This window comes from Nonomuraea sp. NPDC050394 (genome assembly GCF_044459065.1).
Taxonomy (GTDB): domain Bacteria; phylum Actinomycetota; class Actinomycetes; order Streptosporangiales; family Streptosporangiaceae; genus Nonomuraea.
Map to the genome: position 1 here is coordinate 56,731 of NZ_JBITIO010000006.1, position 17,749 is coordinate 74,479.

The window sequence follows — 17,749 nt, forward strand, 5'->3', positions numbered from 1 at the left end:
GCACCGTCTTGCGCCTCGTCGTCACCGCCGGGGCGATCCTCTTCTGCCTGCTCGCCGGAGGGGGTGTGGCCAACGCCCTGCCGTGGGAGGCATCCAGCGTTCCCGCGCCCTGCATGCCTCCGGTCTGCGGCCAACCGGCGGCGGACCCGCGACCATGCCCGCCACCCTTCTGCGGCCAGCCGGCGGCCGACAAGTGCGCGCCACCACACTGTGAGAACCTGCGGACGGCGACTCACGAGAGGTGCGCGCTACCACACTGCGACAACCTGGCGGCTGTGGCCCACGAGACGTGCCCGCCACCGTTCTGCTCCAAGGCCGATCCGGCGCCTGCCGTGTGCTCGCCGCCGTGGTGCCCCGTCGCCCAGGCGCCCGGAACGATCCGGCAGGCCGTCAAGCAGCTCGCCTGCTACCCGCCCCGCTGCGCCGACGGGTGACGGACTCGTCCCAGGAGTAAGCGATCAAGCACCGGCCGCCACTTTCCAAACGGTTGTTGGGTAAGTCATAATCCCAACATGTCTTTGGAAAAGCGGGACGACCTGGTGCCGCTGCGCGCGCTGGCCAACCCGTTGCGTATCCGCATCGTGTCGCTGCTGACCGGCACGTCGATGTCGGCCACCGAGGTCGCCGACGAGCTGGGCATCGCGCACGCCTCGGCCAGCTACCACCTGCGCCAGCTGGCCAAGGCGGGCTTCCTGCGGCAGACGGACGAGCGGCCGGGGGCCGGAAGGGGACGCCCGCAGCGGCGCTACCGGTACGACGCGTCCAGCGGCGACCGCATCGATCGATCGGAGGGGCGCCAGCTCCTTCACCAGGCGATGAGTACCGACCTGGGCAGGCGCCTGGCCGAGACCGATCGCCAGCGCGTCTCCACCGATGCCGAGGTGTGGCTGGCCAGGCCCGTCTGGGAAGAAGTCGTCGAATTGATCGGCCAGGCCGTGGCACTCGTTCACGACCACGCCGGCCCGCCGCGTGAAGGTGTCAAGGTCAGCATGACGGCGCTCCTGCTCGAACTCCGTGACGAGCGATGACCGCTCGCCTGCTCCTCGGCACGGGTGGTGCGTTCCTGTCGATCGGGCTGCTCATCCCGGCGGTGCCCCGCTACGTCACCGGCCCCTTGGAGGCGCAGACGGGCTGGGTGGGCGTCTCGCTGGCCGTCACCGCGGCCGCGGGGCTGCTCGCCCGCCCCCTGGCCGGGTGGGTGACCGATCGGCCGGGACGCCGGGCGGCCGTGTGCGCGGGCGCGCTGTTACTGTCCGGGTCGTCCCTGGCCCTGCTCATGGCCCGGGATCTGCCGCTCTTTCTCCTCCTGCGCGGCGTCGCCGGCGTTGGTGAAGCGCTGGTCTACGTCGGTCTCGCCGCCCTGGCCAGCGACCACCGGCGCCCCGGCGCCGCGATCAACCACTTCTCCGTCGCCGTCAACGCCGGGCTGCTCTTGGGACCGGCCGTCGCCGAGACGCTGTTCGCCGCGGCAGGGTTCACCGCCGTCTGGATCACGGCCGCGCTCTCGGCACTGGTGCCGGCGATCGCCGGCACCACCTCGCGAGAACCCCTGAGCGCGGCGAGCCCCCGCCATCCTCCATCCCGCCGCCCCAGGTCCGCGCTGCGAGCCGGCTTCGGCTACCTGGCCTCCGTGTGGGGCTACACCGTCGTCAGCGCCTTCCTGCCTCTGCACCTGGCCGCACTCGGAGCGGGCTCCGGCGGCCCGTACTTCCTCGCCTACGGGATCGTTCTCCTGGCCGTACGGCTGGCCGGGCAGCGCCTGCTCGCCGCGGCCTCTCCAGCTCGGCTGGCCGTCGCCTCCCTCCTGCTGACCGGGGCGGGATCCGTCCTGCTCGCCGCCTGGCCCTCGCCTGCCGGGACATGGTGCGCGATCGTGCTGACGGGCGCCGGGCAGGGGCTGGGGCTGCCCGCCTTCCTCAGGATGGCGGTGTACGGTGTGCCGGCCGGCGAACGCGGATCCGCCGTGGCCACCACGACGGCCTTCTTCGACATCGGGTTCCTCAGCGCCGCCCTGACCCTCGGCGCCCTCGCCGGCCAGTTCGGCCTGGCCGGCGGCTTCGTCCTCGCCGGCGCCGTGTCCGCCGCGGGCGCCCTGCTGTTCCTGCCTCTTCTCCGCCATGACGAACACCAAGGAGCATCTCGTGACGCTTCCCGCCGCTGACCTGTCCCGCTACACCGACGTCGTGTTCGACGTGGCCGTACCCCTGCTGGCCGGCGACAGGGTGCTGATCAACGCCGAGATCGAGCATGCCCCGCTCGCCCGCGCGCTGGTCGAGGCCGCCTACGCCAGGGGCGCCCGCTACGTCGACATCTGGTACTTCGACCCGCACGCCAAAGCCTCGCGCGTCCGGCACGCCGACACCGCGACGCTGGCCGAGGTCCCCGCATGGCTCGACGCCCGCAACGACGACCTCGAACGGCACGGCGGCGTCCTGGTGAACCTCCGCGGCGCCGCCGCGCCAGACCTCCTGGCAGGGCTCGATCCGGTACGCACGGGGCTGGACCGCATGCCGTCCCTGACCTCCCGCCAGCGGCTCCAGCTCAACAACCTCGTCCGTTGGACGATCATCCCCTGTCCCACCCCCGAGTGGGCCCGCACCGTCTTCGGCGAACCCGACCAGGACCGGCTGTGGCGGCACCTGCGCCGCATCCTCCGCCTCGACGAGCCCGACCCACGCGCCGCCTGGCGGCAGCGCATCGCCGGCCTGCTCGACCGCGCCAGGCAGCTCACCGAGCTGCGCCTGGACGCCGTGCGCTTCGAGGGCCCCGGCACCGACCTGACCATCGGCCTGCTGCCCGGCGCCCACTGGACCGCCGCCCGCCTGCGGGACGTCGAAGGCCGCCCGTTCCAGGCCAACCTGCCGACCGAGGAAGTGTTCACGACCCCCGACTACCGGCGTGTCGACGGCACCGTCCGCGCCACCCGGCCGCTGTCCCTGGACGGCACCGTCATCCACGACCTCGAACTGACCTTCGCCGGCGGCGTCGTGACCGAGGTCAGGGCCGGCACCGGAGCCGACGTCGTCCGCACCCACCAGGCCACCGACGCGGGAGCGGCCCGCCTGGGCGAACTCGCGCTGGTCGACCGTTCCTCGCGCGTGGGTGAAAGCGGCATCACCTACATGGAGACCCTCCTGGACGAGAACGCCACCTGCCACCTGGCCTGGGGCGCGGGCCTGCCTCCTGGCGTACCCGCCCATCTGCGCACCGACGTCCCCGCGCGCCTGGACGAGGCCGGCGTGAACACCTCCCGTGTGCACGTCGACTTCATGGTCGGTGGACCGGACGTCACCGTCACCGGCCTGGCACCCGGCCGGAAGGTGGTGCTGCTGCGCGACGACACCTGGCAGTTCTGACCCCGGCCCCCTCAGTCCGTCGTGAACAGGCGGTCCAGGTGGTAGTGCGCGCTCGCCAGCGCCTGTCCGGGCTCGCGTACGCCGTGCAGGATGTCGGCCGCCAGTCCTTCCAGCAGGGCGAGCAGCACGATCGACTCCTGCTCGGCGTCGAGGTGGGCAGGGGCCTGGCCGTCCAGCTGCGCGCGTGTGATCAGCTCGGCCACCCGGGCGTGGAGCCAGGAGCTGTTCTCGCGCAGGACCTCGACCAGCTCTGGAGAGCCGGGCGCCCGTGCGGCCAGTGCCTGGCCGGCCCGGCGCTCGGACGTGCGGCGGGAGTCCAGGGGCAGTATCTCGGCGGCCAGCGAGCGCAGGAACGCCTGGACCGGACCGTCTTCCGCCCCGAAATCCGTCCCGGCCACGATCCGCGCGGTGACCTGCTCGCCCAGATAGCCGACCACGTAGCGGAGCATGTTGTCCTTGGTGCGGAAGTAGTGCTGCACCGATCCGAGCGAGACGCGGGCCTCGTGCGCCACGTCGCGCAGGGTGGCCCGCTCCAGCCCGTCGCGGCCCGCGATGCTCAGCACCGCCTCGGCGATGTGGCGCCGCCGCTCGTCGTGGTCAACCCATTTCGGCACGGTGCTCCGTTCTCATACCGACGTATTATAATACAGCGGTATGGCGACCATCGCGTTCTTCGCTCCTTCCGCCGCGGGGCATGTCAACCCCATGCTCGGCCTCGCCGCGGAGCTCGTAAGGCGAGGCCATCGCCTCACCTTCGCCACCACGGCCGCGTTCGCCGGGCGTGTGGCCGAGACCGGCGCCGAGGTGGTGCCGGTCACCTCACTGTGGGAGTCGCTCGACGGCGCGCGGGCACCGCAGATGCACGGCAAGGAGTTCATCCGGGCCATGCGCATGCTGTTCGCCGAGACCAAGGCGATGCTGGCGCAACTGCCACAGGGCGAACGTCCCGATCTGGTGGTCCACGACGGGCCGCTCGGCTGGTGGGGGCGGATCATGGCCAGGCGCTGGCAGGTTCCCTCCGCGGAGGTCTGGCCCAACCTGGTCGGCAACGAGCACTGGTCGATGGCCGGGAAGTACACGACGTTCAACCCCCGCAGCCTGCGCTTCCTGCTCGCCGTCGTGCCGATCGCCGGCTTTCTGCGCCGGGAGGGGTTCGCCGACCCGCGGAGCTTCATGGAGGGCGGCGAGGCGGGCGTGCGGCTGGTCATGCTGCCGCGTGCCTTCCAGTACGCGGGCGCCACCTTCGGTGACGGCTTCGCCTTCGTGGGCCCGGCGCTGACGGAACGGGCCTACCAGGGCGGGTGGCGCCCGTCCGGCGACCTGCCCGTGGTGCTGGTCTCCCTCGGCACCGCCTACAACGACCGGCCCGATTTCTACCGCATGGTGCTGGACTCGGCCAGGGGCCGCCCCTGGCAGGTCGTGCTGTCCGTGGGCGGGACGGACCCGGCCACGCTCGGCCCGATCCCGCCCAACGTCGACGTGCGCGAGCACGTGCCGCAACTGGCGGTGCTGGAACACGCGCGCGCGTTCGTCACCCACGCGGGCATGGGCAGCACGATGGAGAGCCTGCACAGCCGGGTGCCCATGGTGGCGGTGCCGCAGATGGCCGAACAGCGGGCCAACGCCGACCGCATCGCCGAACTCGGGCTGGGCACGGCGCTCCAGCCCGCCCGGATCGACGCCACCACGCTGTGGACGGCGGTGGAACGGGTCGCGCGCGACGAACGGGTCCGCGAACGCCTCGACTGGATGCACGGCGAACTGACCGCCGCCGGCGGCGCGCCCGTGGCCGCCGACGAGGTGGAAAGACTCCTCGCCTCCTGACGGCGAGCGCGGCCGGCGTGGCCGCCGGTGGACGACCACGCCGATGACGAACGGCTGGAGCCCGGACCTGACCCGCGCGACGTCACTCCGATGACCCCGGGATTCCGGGCCGGAAGGTGTACTCGTGGCGATCGAAGTCGAGTGTCCAGGCGTACCGGGCGAGGAACGCCTGCGAGAGCAGGCCGTCCATCCTCACCCCGCCCAGCTCCGACCAGGGCGGCCGCCGGCCCGGCGCGATCGACAGCAGGTGCCCGTCCTGCGCCAGCGGGCCGAGCCGCAGCGGGCGCGTGGCCCTGAGGTGGGTGCCGGACAGGTCGCCGGGTGCGACGCCCCAGGACCGGTACTGGCTCCTGGTGGCGAAGACGGCGGCCTGGCGCCGCGTGCCGCCGTCCTCGTGCAGATGGACCAGCCCGGAGTCGATGAAGAAGGTCAGGCCGAGCTCGCCGTAGCCGCCGGCGGCGAACATGAAGTGGTCGCCCCACAGATGGAACGGCATCCGCGTGCCACCGGGCGGGACGGCCGATCCGCGCGGGGCCAGCAGCAGCCGGGCCGCCGGGGTGTCGATCGTGGTCAGGAACCTCCGCAGCAGGCAGGTGCCCATGATCACGAGGTCCTGCGGGCCGGTGAGCGTCGGCAGGATGTCCACGGGCACGTTCGTGAGCACCGTCCCGCCCAGGTTCAGCTCGCCGACGATACCCGCGCGGGCGGGCGCGGAGGTGACGCCGTGGAAGCGACGCCCGCTCGAGACCGACTCGACGCCCGCCGCGGCCGCCCGTCCGGAGCCCATCACCAGGAACGTGCCGCCGGTGTCGAGATGGAGGAGCGTGCGGTCACCGTTGAGTGTGGCCTCGACCGCCGGCAGGTACGGGGCAAGCGGGTGATCGGCGAAGGGCAACTCGACCGGGCCGGCGGCCTTCATCGTCATCGGATGATCACGTCGTAAGGCCACGTCCGGCGGGATGCGGCGGTGTCTGCGGCGCAGGTGCGCACATGCCTGGCCGGGCTGGTCGAGGTGCAGCCAGGCGTCGGCGATCGGCAGGTCCAGCGCGCGGGGCCGGTGGCGGAGGCGGTCGTAGCGGCTCAGCGCCTCCGCCAGCCGGCCGCGTACGAGATCGGCCAGGAGCGGTAGCCGCTCGTCCCCGGCCGCGGCGGCGTGCCGCGCGGCGCGGTCGACGTCGCCGGCGCGCCACGCGGTCCGGGCGGCGGCCGTTCCCGGCCGGAGCGGCGTCATGGCTTCTCCGGCCCGCTCACGACGGCGCCAGGGCCACCCGGCCCGAGGTCCGGGGACATGCCCGCGACCGGATCGCCCGGCCTCAGATCGACCGCGGCGGCCAGGATCGCCAGCAGGGGGATGACGGCCTGCGGTCGCATCTCGTACGCCCCTCGCTTCCGCTGGGTGATCAGCCCCGCTCCCTGCAGCTCGCGCAGGTGGTGGTACAGCTGCCCGGTGGAGGTCTCCCCGCCGAGCGTCTCCTGCAGCTCGGCGGAGGTACGCGTGCCGCCGACGAGGCCGCCGAGGAGCGCCAGCCGGTGCGGGCTGCCCAACGCCTCCAGTACCGCGGCGGCGTGCGCCCAGTCGGCCGCCATGAGGTCGTCCACCTCGTGCTGCCCGGCCCACGCGTACTCCAGACCGCTGACATGGACGGCCCCCTGGTAGGCCACGGTGCCCGCGGTGCCGTCCTCGGTGGCGCGCTCGCGGAAGTGCCGGGCGAGATCCAGGGCGGACGCGCCGGGGGGCGCCTGCGGGGGGTTGGCGGGAGGGCTCCCGGCCTGCCGTTCCAGGCGGTCGATCCGGCGCTCCAGCGCCGCCAGGCGATCGTCCATACACCCCTCCGATATTCTGATATTCTGATATTCCGTAATAACGTAGGTCGATGGACGCGGTGAGTCAATCCCCCGGCAACGGCATCCCGGGCACCCGCGACGGGCGTGAGAACGTGAAGGTGGGGCCTGATCGCGACCTCTGCGGCGGACGGCCAAGTACAGCTAGACGCGCATGCCGAACAGGAAGCGGGTGGGTCTGGTACGGCGGACGGCCACGTCGTACACGGTGAAGATGATCGCCAGCGAGGCCAGCACCACCACGGCCAGCTTCACCGCCAGCGGCAGGTGCCACGACACCACGAAGAACGCGACGACGACCACGACCGGCTGGTGGAGCACGTACAGCGGCAGTACGGCGGGCGCCAGGTAGGCGTAGAACCGGCTGCCGCCTCCCGCCGGGGCGGAGGAGGGGGCACGGGGGCGGTCGAGCAGGCCCATGATGGCGACGACGCAGGACCAGCCCGCCGCGCCGTACAGGACTCTGGCGCCCATCGCGAACGGCGTCATGGCCGAGAACATCTCATCACCCGCGATGATGAACGCGGGCGAGCCCGCGGCGAAGAAGGCGATGCCCGCGGTCAGCGCGAGTTTGGCGTCGCGCCGCATCGCCTCGCGGAAGCGGCCGTCGGCGGCGATCACGAAGCCGCAGGCGAAGAAAAGCAGGTATGTCCAGTGGTGCCAGCCGCCGTACTCCTGCTCGATGCCGAGCAGCGCGCAGACGGCGCCCAGCAGCAGCGCGGGCAGCAGGATGGCCCCGCGCCGGCCGGTCAGCGCGGCCATCCGCTCGCAGGCGGCGCGCGCCCGCGCGGCCGGTACCCAGCGCACCAGAGGCGCCAGCAGCAGCGCGAACGTCAGCAGCAGCAGGACGAACCACAGGTGCCCGGTCTCGAAGTAACGGCCCTGCAGCACGAAGGGGAACCTGCCCCACTCCAGGTGAACCGTGAAGAAGTCGGGCAGGAACTGCCAGTACGACTCGTGGTACCCGGGCTGCGAGCGTAACCGCAACCACTGGGGGATCGGCAGCAGCGTGAGCATGGCGAAGACCAGCGGCACGCCCAGCCGCTGCAGCCGCTCCAGCGCGAACCCGCCCGGACCGCGCTTGGCCAGCGAGTGCCACGACCCCACGCCCGCGATGAGGAAGAGCAGCGGCATCGCCCACACGACCGCCAGCCCAGCGAAGATCATCGTGACGCCGGTGGTGTCGGCGTTCTTGACGTAGAAGTCGCTGCCTTCGTCGAAGACCAGGGAGGAGTGGAAGAACACCAGCCCGACGACGACCATGGCCCGCAGGGCGTCCAGGGCGGTGCGCCGTTCCGGCCGCGACGTCGAGAGTGGCTCGCTGCGTGCGGTCATCACCGGTCCAGTGTCCGCCTGACCGCCGGGTAGCGCCAGCGAGACTACGCTCGGCAGGGTGAAGTATCTGATCCTCATCTACAGCAACCCCGAGACCCGCCAGGTGTGGGACGCGCTCCCGATGGAGCAGCGCTCCGCGGGACTGGACGCCTACGCCAAGCTCACCCGCGACCTGGCCGCCTCCGGTGAACTGATCGCCAACGCCGCGCTCACCCAGCCGTCGGCGGCCAGGACGGTGACGGTCAGCCAGGGCGAGGTTGTCGTCAGCGACGGGCCGTTCGCCGAGGCCAAGGAGTACCTGGCCGGGATCTACCTGATCGAGTGCGAGAGCGAGGAACGGGCGATCGAGACGGCCGCACGCGTGCCGGAGGCGCAGGTCATGCGCATCGAGGTCCGCCCGGTCGTCGAGCTGAGCGACTTCCTGTGAACGAACTGCTGCGCGAGCTGGCGCCCCAGGTTCTGGGCGCGCTCGTGCGGCGCTACGGCGACTTCGACGCCTGCGAGGACGCGGTCCAGGAGGCGCTGCTGGCGGCGGCCGTACAGTGGCCGGAGGAGGGGTTGCCCGACCACCCCAAGGGCTGGCTGATCACGGTCGCCTCGCGGCGCCGGATCGAGGTGCTGCGCTCGGAGTCGGCGCGGCGGCGGCGGGAGGAGAACGCGGCGGCGCTGGAGCCGCCGGACCCTCGCCAGGCACCCTCGGCGGACGACGGGCTGACGCTGCTCATGCTGTGCTGCCACCCCGAGCTCACCACGACCTCGCAGGTCGCGCTGACGCTGCGCGCGGTCGGCGGCCTGACCACCGCGGAGATCGGGCGCGCGCTGCTGGTGCCGGAGAGCACGGTGGCCCAGCGCATCAGCCGCGCCAAACAGCGCATCAAGGGCGCCGCGTTCGTCCTGCCGCCGCAAGGCGAGTACGGCGAGCGCCTCGCCGCGGTACGCCACGTCCTCTACCTGATCTTCAACGAGGGCCACACGGCCAGCTCCGGCGAGCACCTGCAGCGAGTGGAGCTGTCCGGCGAGGCGATCCGGCTGACCAGGCAGCTACGCGCCCTGCTGCCCGGGGACACCGAGGTGGCCGGGCTGCTGGCGCTCATGCTGCTGACCGACGCCCGCCGTCCCGCCCGCGACGGCAGGGACGGCGAGCTGATCCCGCTGGCCGAGCAGGACCGTACGCTTTGGCGCGCCGACCACATCGCGGAGGGCGTGGCGCTGGTCACCGAGGCCCTGGCCGGCGCCCCGATCGGCCCCTACCAGGTGCAGGCGGCCATCGCCGCGCTTCACGACGAGGCGCCCAGCACGGGGGCGACCGACTGGCCGCAGATCCTCACCCTGTACGACCTGCTGGTCACGCTGGCCCCCGGTCCGATGGTGACGCTCAACCGGATCGTGGCGCTGGCCATGGTCCACGGCCCGCGCGCCGGGCTGGAACGCCTGGCCGAGGTGGAGGCGGAGCTGTCGGGACACCACCGCCTGCACGCCGTCCGCGCCCATCTGCTCGACCTGGCCGGCGAGCACGAGGCGGCCCGCGAGGAGTACCGGCACGCCGCCCGGCGCACCCTCAGCCTGCCGGAACGCCGCTACCTGGAGTCCCGCGCCCGGTGAGCTCGCCGATATCCTCGTGGCATCATGCTCGACGACTCTCTGCGCGCCGACTGCGCCAACTGTTTCGGCCTGTGCTGCGTGGCCCTGCCGTTCGCCCGCTCGGCGGACTTCGCCATCGACAAGGAGGCCGGCCGGCCCTGCCCGAACCTGCGCGAGGACTTCGGCTGCGGCATCCACGCGCGGCTGCGGCAGAAGGGCTTCACCGGCTGCACGGTCTACGACTGCTTCGGCGCCGGGCAGAAGGTCGCGCAGGTCACCTATGGCGGGGTCGACTGGCGGCAGGAGTCGGCCGGGCAGATGTTCGCCGTCTTCCCGGTGATGCGCCAGCTCCACGAGCTGCTGTGGTACCTCGCCGAGTCGCTCGGCCATCCCGCCGCCGAGCCGGTGCACGAGGAACTGCGCAAGGCTCTCGACCACGTCGACGGCCTCACCCGGCAGCGGCCGGAGCGCCTGCTTGAGCTGGACGTGACGCGGACGCGCGGCGAGGTCAACACGCTGCTGCTGCGGGTCAGCGAGCTCGTGCGCGCCGGAAGCGGCGGCAGGCGGAAGAACCGCCGCGGCGCCGACCTCATGGGCGCCAAGCTCAGGGGCGCCGACCTGCGCGGGGCCAACCTGCGCGGCGCCTACCTCATCGGCGCCGACCTGCGGGGCGCCGACCTGCGCCAGGCCGACCTGATCGGCGCGGACCTGCGGGGCGCCGACGTCAGGGGCGCGCGGCTGGCCGGCAGCCTGTTCCTGACCCAGTTCCAGGTCAACGCCGCCGCCGGTGACGCCGCGACCACGCTGCCCGGCGCGCTGATCCGGCCCGATCACTGGGCTTAGCCGGTCAGGCGGGCGGCCCTGCCGTACAGGTAACGCTGTTCCTGAAGGCTGGCCGTGCGGGTGGCGGCGAGCTCGTAAGCGGCCCGCGCGCCCTCGCGCTCGCCCGCCATCTCCAGCAGATGCGCCCGTACGGCGTGCAGCCGATGATGGCCCGAGACGCGCGGATCGGCGCCCAGTTCCTCCAGCAGGTCGAGACCCGCGCGCGGGCCCCGGCACATGGCGACGGCGACGGCGTGGTTGAGCGCGGCCATCGGGTTGCCGGACAGCTCCATCAGCACCCGATACAGGGCGGCGATCTGCGGCCAGTCGGTCTCCCGCTCGCTCGGCGCCTCGTCGTGGAGCGCGGCGATCGCCGCCTGCACCTGGTACGGCCCCGCCGGCCCCCTGGGCAGCGCCCCGCCCACCAGCGCCACCCCCTCCTCGATGTAGTCCCTGCGCCACAGCGTCCGGTCCTGCTCGGCCAGTGGCACCAGCTCGCCGCCGGGCCCGTCGCGCGCGGGCGTCCTGGCGTCGGTCAGCAGCATCAGCGCCAGCAGACCGGCCACCTCGCCGTCGCCGGGCAGCAGCCGGTGCACGATCCTGGCCAGCCGGATGGCCTCGGCCGCCAGCTCGGCTCTGACCAGGCTCGGCCCCGACGTGCTCGCGTACCCCTCGGTGAAGATCAGGTACAGCACGCGCAGCACGGCCGCCAGCCGTTCGGCGCGCTCGGCCTCCGCGGGCAGCCGGAAGGGCAGGCCGCTGGCCTTGACGCGCTGCTTGGCGCGGGTGATGCGCCGGCCCATGGCCGGCTCCGGCACGAAGAACGCGCGGGCGATCTCCCGCGTCGTCAGGCCGCCGACCGTGCGCAGGGTGAGCGCGACCTGGAGGTTCGGCGCGAGTGCCGGGTGGCAGCACAGGAACAGCAGGATCAGCGTGTCGTCGCCCTCGGCGGGCCGCCGGTCGGCCGCGGGGGACAGCCGGTCCTCGGGCAGCGCCCAGGTGGCGACCTCGTCCTCGCGCCGCTGCCTGGCCTGCTCACTGCGCAGCAGGTCGGTCAGCCGCCGCGAGGCGACGGTGATCAGCCAGGCGCGCGGGTTGTCCGGCAGCCCCTCCCGCGGCCACTGTCCCGCGGCCGCGATGAGCGCCTCCTGGACGGCGTCTTCGGCCAGGTCGAAGTGGCCGTAGCGGCGCACGAGCGCGCCGAGGACCTGCGGCGCCAGCTCGCGCAGCAGGTCCTCGGCCGGGATGCCCGCCACTAGCCCAGGTGGTCGCCGGCGCCGTCGACGATCGGCCGGATGTCGGCGTACGCCCTGGCGCGCGCGTCACCCGGCGCCGGGCAGTCGGCCAGCCGGGCGGCGAGTTCGGTGGCCCGGTCGAAGCTCGCGCACTCGACGATCGTGTATCCGGCCAGCACCTCGGTGGTCTCGGCGTAGGGCCCGTCGGTGACGAACGGCACGCCGTCCTTGTTGCCGACCCGCCGCGTGTGGACCGGGGCGGCCAGCCCGCGCGCGTCCACGAACTCGCCGGACTCGACGAGCTCCTGGTTCCAGGCCCCCATGAACGCGGTCATCGCGGCGAAGTCCTCGGCGCTCCACCCGGGGTTGCCCTCGCTGCCCTTGCCGGCCAGGGCGTCGAAGTCCTGCTGGGAAGCGTAGAGCATGATCATGTACTTCATGGTTTTCCCTCTTCCGTGACCGGCGCCGCCGCGGCGCCTCTCACCCGGGACGTCGGAGCCACGCGGCCCGCTCCGACATATCCTGACCGATCGCGCGAACTTTTTTGTACCGTGGTGGCATGAGCTGGCGACATTGACCTGAACCGAGGCTCTACGCCTACACCTTCACCGCGGAGTTCGTCCTCTTCTACCCGGTCTACGCGGTGTACTTCACCCAGACGGGCCTGTCGGCCGCCGAGGTCTCCTCGCTGTTCGCGATCTGGTCGGTGGCCGGGTTCCTGCTGGAGATCCCCTCCAGCGTGTGGGCCGACCGGTTCTCGCGCCGGCGCCTGCTGGTGCTGGCGCCGCTGGTGACCTCGGCCGGGTTCGCGCTCTGGACGTTCGTGCCGTCGTACGGGGCGTTCGCCGCCGGGTTCGTCCTGTGGGGCGCGGGGGCGGCCATGCAGTCGGGCACGTTGCAGGCGCTGGTCTACGAGGAACTCGGCCGCCTGGGCCGGGCCGGTGACTACGCGCGGCTGATCGGGCGCTCGGAGGCGCTCGCCTCGGTCGCCGCCGTCGCGGCGAGCCTGCTGGCCGCGCCCGTCCTCGCCGCCGGCGGCTATGCGGCGGTCGGCCTGGCCAGCGTCGCGGTCGGCCTGCTGGGCGCCCTCACCGGCAGCCTGCTGCCCGAGTCGTGCCCGCCCGCCGCCGGGCGAGCCGGGCAATCCTATCTGTCCGTCCTGCGCACCGGTCTTTCCGAGGTACGGCGGGCACCGGCCGTCGCCCGGACGCTGGTGATCCTCGCGGCGGTGACCGGGCTGACCTCGATCGATGAGTACCTGCCGCTGCTGGCCACCGCCGGCGGGGCCACGACGCCGGTGGTCGCGCTGCTGATCGGACTGGTGATCGCGGGCATCGCGGCGGGCGGCTGGCTGGCCGGGTACGGCGCCCGGCTGCTGCCCCTGATCCTGGCGGCCGGGGCCCTGGCACTCGGCGGCGGCGCGGTCCTGGGCGGGGCGGCGGGGTCCGGCGGTGGTGCGGCCTTGGGCGGGGCGGCGGGGTCCGGCGGTGGTGCGGCCTTGGGCGGGGCGGCGGGGTCCGGCGGTGGTGCGGCCTTGGGCGGGATGGCGGGGTCCGGCGGCTCCGCGGCTGGGCTCTGGGCGGGGTTCGTGGCGATCGCGGCGGCGTTCGGGGCCTTCTACTGGGCTGTCGCGGTGCTGGACGCGCGCCTGCAGGACACGATCGGCGACGAGGCGCGGGCGACCGTGACCTCGATGGCGGGGCTGGGATCGGAGGTGGCGGCGCTCGGGGTGTTCGCCTTCTACGGGTTCGGATCGGGGTGGGCGCCGCCGTGGGTGCTGGTCGCGCTGGTGGCGGTGCCGTACCTGGCGATGGCGGTGGCGAGCCGCCGATGAACGGGAGCCGGGCGGCGGCGATCACGAGCGCCGCCGCCCGGGGGTTCTGGCGGACTAGCAGGAGCGGGAGAGTGCGCAGTAGATGGGCCGCTTGAGCTTCTTGATGATCTTCTTGTAGACGTACGGGACGTCGTTCTCGAAGATGTCGGAGTAGGTGTTCCAGCCGCCCCGGGCGCCCTGTTCCAGCTTCTTCCACACCCACAGGCCGCCGGCGCGTACCAGGGCCTCGCAGGCCAGCCGCATCTTCCAGCCCTTGGCCCGGCTGCAGGCGCCCAGGGCGGCCAGTTCCGCCGAGCTCCCGGACATGACGGCGGCGGCCGAGACGGGCACCGGTTGCGCGGAGGCCGAGGCCGCGTGCGCGGTGGCCGGTGCGCCGATGCTCAGGACGGCCGCGGTCAGGAAGGCCGCCGCCAGCTTCTTGGTGTGTTTCATGTTGCGCCCCTTCGTGCTCGTTCGGAGATCGATGGCAGGAAGGTAGGGCGCGGCGGGTTGAAGAATTGTTGAGCGCGTGTTGAGCTCGGCCCGGCCGGGTCTACCGCGGAAGGTTGACCCCCATACCGCCGAAGTCGCAGGAAAAAGTTCGATCGTCGGCGGTATGGGCGGGGAAGCGGTGTCCTCGTAGCCTCGTGTGCGTCTGGATTGCCGCGACGGACCTCAGCACCGGAGACCGTCCGCGGCCCTGACGTGACGCGCTCGCTCGGCGGCCCGCACGGGGGCGGGGCCGGCTGCTTCGGGTCACGGCGGCGGCGCGCCCGTCACTGGCGCCGGGGCGCCACCAGGCCGCACTCGTAGGCGAAGGCCACAGCCTGGGCCCGGCTGGACAGCCCCAGCTTGGCCATCGCCCGGTTGAGATGAGTCTTGACGGTGGCCTCGCTCACGATCAGCCGGGCGGCGATCTCGCCGTTGGACAGGGCGCGGCCCACGAGCGTGAGCACCTCGGTCTCGCGGCCGGTGAGCGGGGCCAGGTCCGGGATGGGCCCGGCGGCGTCGGGCTCGGGCTGGAAGGTCTCGATGAGGCGCTGGATGAGACCGGGAGAAAGGAGGCTGTCGCCGGCGGCCACGGTGCGGATGGCGGCCAGCAGGCGCTCCGGCTGCGTCTCCTTCAGAAGGAAGCCGCACGCTCCGGCGCGCAGCGCCTGGTAGACGTACTCGTCGATGTCGAAGGTGGTCAGGATGAGCACTTGGGGCGGCGGCTGCTCGGCGGCGGCCAGGATCTGCCGGGTCGCGCTGATGCCGTCCGAGACGGGCATCCGGATGTCCATGAGGATGACGTCGGGCCGGGTGGAGACGGCCAGGGCCACGGCTTCCTCGCCGTCGCTCGCCTCGCCGACGACCTCCAGACCGGGGGCGGCGCGAATGAGGGCGGCCAGCCCGGCGCGGATCAGGACCTGATCGTCGGCGACCAGCACCTTGATCATAAGTGTCACCAGCCAGTCGTCCGCCACGGGGCTTTCATGATCTACCAGCACAGCCTGATCTACGGCACAGCACGATCTCCAAGCACAACACGATCTTCAAGCAGCACGATCTTCAAGCGCGCGATCTTCATGCAGGACGATCTTGTAGTAACGCGATCTTCCAGCACAGCATGATCTTCCAGCAAAGCGTGACATGTCAGCACAGTGCGATCAAGCCGAACGGTGACGATGCGATCCATGCCCCCGCCCGCGGCCCTCATCGCTTTCGCCAGGAAACGTCCCACGTTCGCCGACGGCCTGGTCGCCATGACGCTGACCTGGGGCTCCTGGGTGTGGCCGGTGCTCGCCCCGCATCCGCTCGACCGCCGGCCGGACGCGCTCGCGCTTCTGCTCTGCGCCCTGGTCAACCTCCCGCTGACCTTGCGCAGGCGGTGCCCGGCACCGGTGCTCGTGATCTCCTGCGCCGCCGCGTTCGCCTACCACGCCTTGGGTTTCCACTATGGGGCGAACTCGATGGGCCCATTGCTCGCGCTGTACTCCGTCGTCGTCCACCACTCCCGGCGGGCCGCCCTGCCCGCGGGCGCGCTCGTCCTGACCGAGTGGATCTACGCCAACGCCCTGCCGGGGCAGGCGTGGACGGCCGCCTGGTACTCCTGCATCGTCATCGGCTGGACCGTCGCGTTCGCGTTCGGCATGCGCACGCTCAAGGTGCGCAACGCCCAGCTCGCCGACCTGGCCGACCAACTGCGCAGGGAGAAGGCGGTGGCGGCCAGGCAGGCCGTCACCGAGGAGCGGGTGCGCATCGCGCGGGAACTGCACGACGTCGTCGCCCACCACATGTCGGTCGTCTCCGTCCAGGCCGGGCTCGGCCACTACGTCATCCGGTCGGACCCGGCCACGGCCGAGGGCACCCTGCGCACCATCGCCGAGACCAGCGGCGAGGCGCTGGCCGAGATGCGCCGCTTGCTGTCGGTGCTGCGCATCGAGGTGGACGACGGCACCGCGGAGCCGTACTGCGCGGCGCCGAGTCTTGACCACCTCGACGGCCTGGTGCAACGCGTGCGGGCGGCCGGTGTCGAGACGGAGGTGACGGCCGGCGGCGAACGGCGGGCGATCTCCTCGGGCATGAGCCTGTGCGTGTACCGCGTCATCCAGGAGGCGCTCACCAACGTCATCAAGCACGCGCCGGGTGCGCGGGCCGAGGTGTCGCTGCTGTACTCCGGCGACACGCTGAGCGTGAGCGTCCGCAACGACGGCCACCCCGGCGCGCCGCCGCCGGGACCGGACGGGCACGGGCTGATCGGGATGACCGAGCGAGTGAAGCTGTACCACGGCTCGCTGAGCGCCGGACCCCTGCTGACCGGCGGCTTCGTGGTCCGCGCCACCTTTCCGCTGACCGCGGGGGAGGGGTGAGGTCAGGCGGGCGGGCCCGTGGAGCCGCGCGCCACGAGGGCGGGCGGGAAGACGTGGTCGACGTGCGGAGTGTGGTAGCCCTGCAGGCGTTCCCACAGCGCGGTGGCCACGGCGCCGGCCATCTGCTCCACCGGCTGGCGGACGGTGGTGAGCGGCGGGTTGCTGTGCGCGGCGAGGTAGGTGTCGTCGTAGCCGACCACGGACAGGTCTCCGGGCACCGACAGCCCCGCCTGCCGGGCGGCGGCCAGGACACCGAGTGCCATGAGGTCGCTGCCGGCGATGACCGCCGTGACGCCCGCCTCGATGAGGCGCAGGCCCGCGGCGTGGCCGCCGGTAAGTGAGTAGTCGGTCTCGGCGTAGAGGGCGTCGTCCACGGAGCCGAACCAGCGGCGCATCTCCCGGCCGTAGCCGCGCAGGCGGTTCTGGGAGGGGCGCAGGTAGCCCTGGCCGCCCGCGAGGCCGATGCGGGTGTGGCCGAGCGCGCGCAGGTGGGCGACGGCCATCGCGGCCCCGGCGGCCTCGTCGGTGGTGACGGTCGAGACGGGCAGGCCGGGAACGTGCCCGCCGACCAGCACCATCGGCAGCTGCTGCTGGTGCAGCTGCCAGTAGAAGCCGTGGTCGGCCGAGGGGTTCGCGTGCCGCCCCGACACCAGGACGAGCCCCTGGATGCGCTGCCTGACCAGGGAGGCGATGTAGTCGAGCTCGGTCGGCCCCTGCTTGGTGGAGCTGCCGATCAGCGCCGTGACGCCGTGCCCGCCGAGCTTGGTCTCGATGGCCCCGGCCAGCAACGGGAAGACCGGGTTGTCCAGCTCCGGCACGATGATGCCGACGAACGGCTGCGACACCGGCGCGGGCGCGACCATGCCCTGCTCACGCATAGCCTGCAGCACCCGGGCGCGGGTCTCCTCCGCGACCCCGGGACGGTCGTTGAGCACGCGGCTGACCGTCGCCGCGCTGACGCCGACGCGCTTGGCGATCGTGCGAACCGACAGTCGTGCCACGGGGACTCCAGAAACCGTTGAAACATGTTGCGCGACGTTGCCGCACCTGAGGGAGGCTGCTTAGGCTCCTGACCATCAAAGCAGGTAA

Annotated in this window: 19 protein-coding genes and 1 pseudogene; 10 read left to right on the top strand and 10 right to left on the bottom strand. The window is 72.6% G+C overall.

What is annotated here, in order from left to right:
- Positions 1-275: 275 nt before the first annotated feature.
- The 4 genes from ACIBKY_RS24135 (at position 276) to ACIBKY_RS24150 (ending at position 3,356) form a co-directional block, all read left to right on the top strand.
- Entirely contained in the window at positions 276-434 is a 159-nt protein-coding gene (locus ACIBKY_RS24135) for a hypothetical protein (RefSeq protein ID WP_397099561.1), read from the top strand.
- 78 nt (positions 435-512) lie between these two features.
- The gene (locus ACIBKY_RS24140) at positions 513-1,028 is read left to right on the top strand and encodes an ArsR/SmtB family transcription factor (RefSeq protein ID WP_397099563.1); all 516 of its coding nucleotides are present in this window, start codon (positions 513-515) and stop codon (positions 1,026-1,028) included.
- Positions 1,025-2,161, top strand: coding sequence for an MFS transporter (locus tag ACIBKY_RS24145; RefSeq protein WP_397099564.1), 1,137 nt, complete (start codon positions 1,025-1,027; stop codon positions 2,159-2,161). Before ACIBKY_RS24140 ends, ACIBKY_RS24145 begins: the two co-directional genes overlap by 4 nt.
- Positions 2,142-3,356: an aminopeptidase gene (locus ACIBKY_RS24150; protein WP_397099566.1), complete on the top strand. Its 1,215-nt coding sequence runs from the start codon at positions 2,142-2,144 to the stop codon at positions 3,354-3,356. Before ACIBKY_RS24145 ends, ACIBKY_RS24150 begins: the two co-directional genes overlap by 20 nt.
- An 11-nt stretch (positions 3,357-3,367) precedes the next feature.
- Here ACIBKY_RS24150 and ACIBKY_RS24155 read toward each other — a convergent pair whose 3' ends face one another.
- Positions 3,368-3,970, bottom strand: coding sequence for a TetR/AcrR family transcriptional regulator (locus ACIBKY_RS24155; protein ID WP_397099568.1), 603 nt, complete (start codon positions 3,968-3,970; stop codon positions 3,368-3,370).
- Between the two features lie 40 nt (positions 3,971-4,010).
- Here ACIBKY_RS24155 and ACIBKY_RS24160 point away from each other — a divergent pair, with 40 nt between their 5' ends.
- Entirely contained in the window at positions 4,011-5,180 is a 1,170-nt protein-coding gene (locus ACIBKY_RS24160; protein ID WP_397099570.1) for a macrolide family glycosyltransferase, read from the top strand.
- Between the two features lie 82 nt (positions 5,181-5,262).
- Here the strand turns inward: ACIBKY_RS24160 and ACIBKY_RS24165 are convergent, their stop codons facing one another.
- The 3 genes from ACIBKY_RS24165 to ACIBKY_RS24175 all read right to left on the bottom strand — a co-directional run bounded on the left by ACIBKY_RS24165 (position 5,263) and on the right by ACIBKY_RS24175 (position 8,357).
- Positions 5,263-6,411 (bottom strand): retropepsin-like aspartic protease, encoded by a 1,149-nt coding sequence (locus ACIBKY_RS24165; protein WP_397099572.1) that lies wholly within the window; start codon positions 6,409-6,411, stop codon positions 5,263-5,265.
- Positions 6,408-7,004, bottom strand: a complete 597-nt coding sequence (locus ACIBKY_RS24170; protein WP_397099574.1) for a helix-turn-helix domain-containing protein — start codon at positions 7,002-7,004, stop codon at positions 6,408-6,410. Before ACIBKY_RS24170 ends, ACIBKY_RS24165 begins: the two co-directional genes overlap by 4 nt.
- Positions 7,005-7,166: 162 nt before the next feature.
- Positions 7,167-8,357: an acyltransferase family protein gene (locus ACIBKY_RS24175; RefSeq protein WP_397099576.1), complete on the bottom strand. Its 1,191-nt coding sequence runs from the start codon at positions 8,355-8,357 to the stop codon at positions 7,167-7,169.
- A 58-nt stretch (positions 8,358-8,415) separates the two neighbouring features.
- On the opposite strand from ACIBKY_RS24175, the gene ACIBKY_RS24180 reads away from it, so the two are divergent.
- From ACIBKY_RS24180 to ACIBKY_RS24190, 3 genes are read left to right on the top strand one after another with little or no spacing between them, the layout of a single operon-like run.
- On the top strand, positions 8,416-8,784 hold the full coding sequence (locus tag ACIBKY_RS24180; RefSeq protein WP_397099578.1) for a YciI family protein: 369 nt from the start codon (positions 8,416-8,418) through the stop codon (positions 8,782-8,784).
- Complete coding sequence (locus tag ACIBKY_RS24185; RefSeq protein WP_397099580.1) at positions 8,781-9,959, top strand: RNA polymerase sigma factor; 1,179 nt, start codon at positions 8,781-8,783, stop codon at positions 9,957-9,959. Before ACIBKY_RS24180 ends, ACIBKY_RS24185 begins: the two co-directional genes overlap by 4 nt.
- Positions 9,960-9,983: 24 nt before the next feature.
- Complete coding sequence (locus ACIBKY_RS24190) at positions 9,984-10,781, top strand: pentapeptide repeat-containing protein (RefSeq protein ID WP_397099582.1); 798 nt, start codon at positions 9,984-9,986, stop codon at positions 10,779-10,781.
- Here ACIBKY_RS24190 and ACIBKY_RS24195 read toward each other — a convergent pair.
- On the bottom strand, positions 10,778-12,016 hold the full coding sequence (locus ACIBKY_RS24195; RefSeq protein ID WP_397099584.1) for an RNA polymerase sigma factor: 1,239 nt from the start codon (positions 12,014-12,016) through the stop codon (positions 10,778-10,780). The genes ACIBKY_RS24190 and ACIBKY_RS24195 overlap by 4 nt on opposite strands.
- Positions 12,016-12,435, bottom strand: a complete 420-nt coding sequence (locus tag ACIBKY_RS24200; RefSeq protein WP_397099586.1) for a YciI family protein — start codon at positions 12,433-12,435, stop codon at positions 12,016-12,018. Before ACIBKY_RS24200 ends, ACIBKY_RS24195 begins: the two co-directional genes overlap by 1 nt.
- A gap of 188 nt (positions 12,436-12,623) precedes the next feature.
- Between ACIBKY_RS24200 and ACIBKY_RS24205 the strand changes: the two are divergent.
- Positions 12,624-13,829 (top strand): annotated as a pseudogene (locus ACIBKY_RS24205) (MFS transporter); the annotation flags it as partial.
- A gap of 54 nt (positions 13,830-13,883) precedes the next feature.
- On the opposite strand, the gene ACIBKY_RS24210 reads toward ACIBKY_RS24205, so the two are convergent.
- The 3 genes from ACIBKY_RS24210 to ACIBKY_RS24220 form a co-directional block, all read right to left on the bottom strand.
- Positions 13,884-14,261, bottom strand: coding sequence for a hypothetical protein (locus ACIBKY_RS24210; protein WP_397099588.1), 378 nt, complete (start codon positions 14,259-14,261; stop codon positions 13,884-13,886).
- Positions 14,262-14,584: 323 nt separating this feature from the next.
- Positions 14,585-15,247, bottom strand: a complete 663-nt coding sequence (locus ACIBKY_RS24215) for a response regulator (RefSeq protein WP_397099590.1) — start codon at positions 15,245-15,247, stop codon at positions 14,585-14,587.
- Between the two features lie 59 nt (positions 15,248-15,306).
- Complete coding sequence (locus ACIBKY_RS24220; RefSeq protein ID WP_397099592.1) at positions 15,307-15,486, bottom strand: hypothetical protein; 180 nt, start codon at positions 15,484-15,486, stop codon at positions 15,307-15,309.
- Between ACIBKY_RS24220 and ACIBKY_RS24225 the strand changes: the two genes are divergently transcribed.
- On the top strand, positions 15,485-16,660 hold the full coding sequence (locus tag ACIBKY_RS24225) for a sensor histidine kinase (RefSeq protein ID WP_397099594.1): 1,176 nt from the start codon (positions 15,485-15,487) through the stop codon (positions 16,658-16,660). The genes ACIBKY_RS24220 and ACIBKY_RS24225 overlap by 2 nt on opposite strands.
- A gap of 2 nt (positions 16,661-16,662) precedes the next feature.
- On the opposite strand, the gene ACIBKY_RS24230 is transcribed toward ACIBKY_RS24225, so the two are convergent.
- Positions 16,663-17,661 (bottom strand): LacI family DNA-binding transcriptional regulator, encoded by a 999-nt coding sequence (locus ACIBKY_RS24230; RefSeq protein WP_397099596.1) that lies wholly within the window; start codon positions 17,659-17,661, stop codon positions 16,663-16,665.
- Positions 17,662-17,749 lie beyond the last annotated feature (88 nt).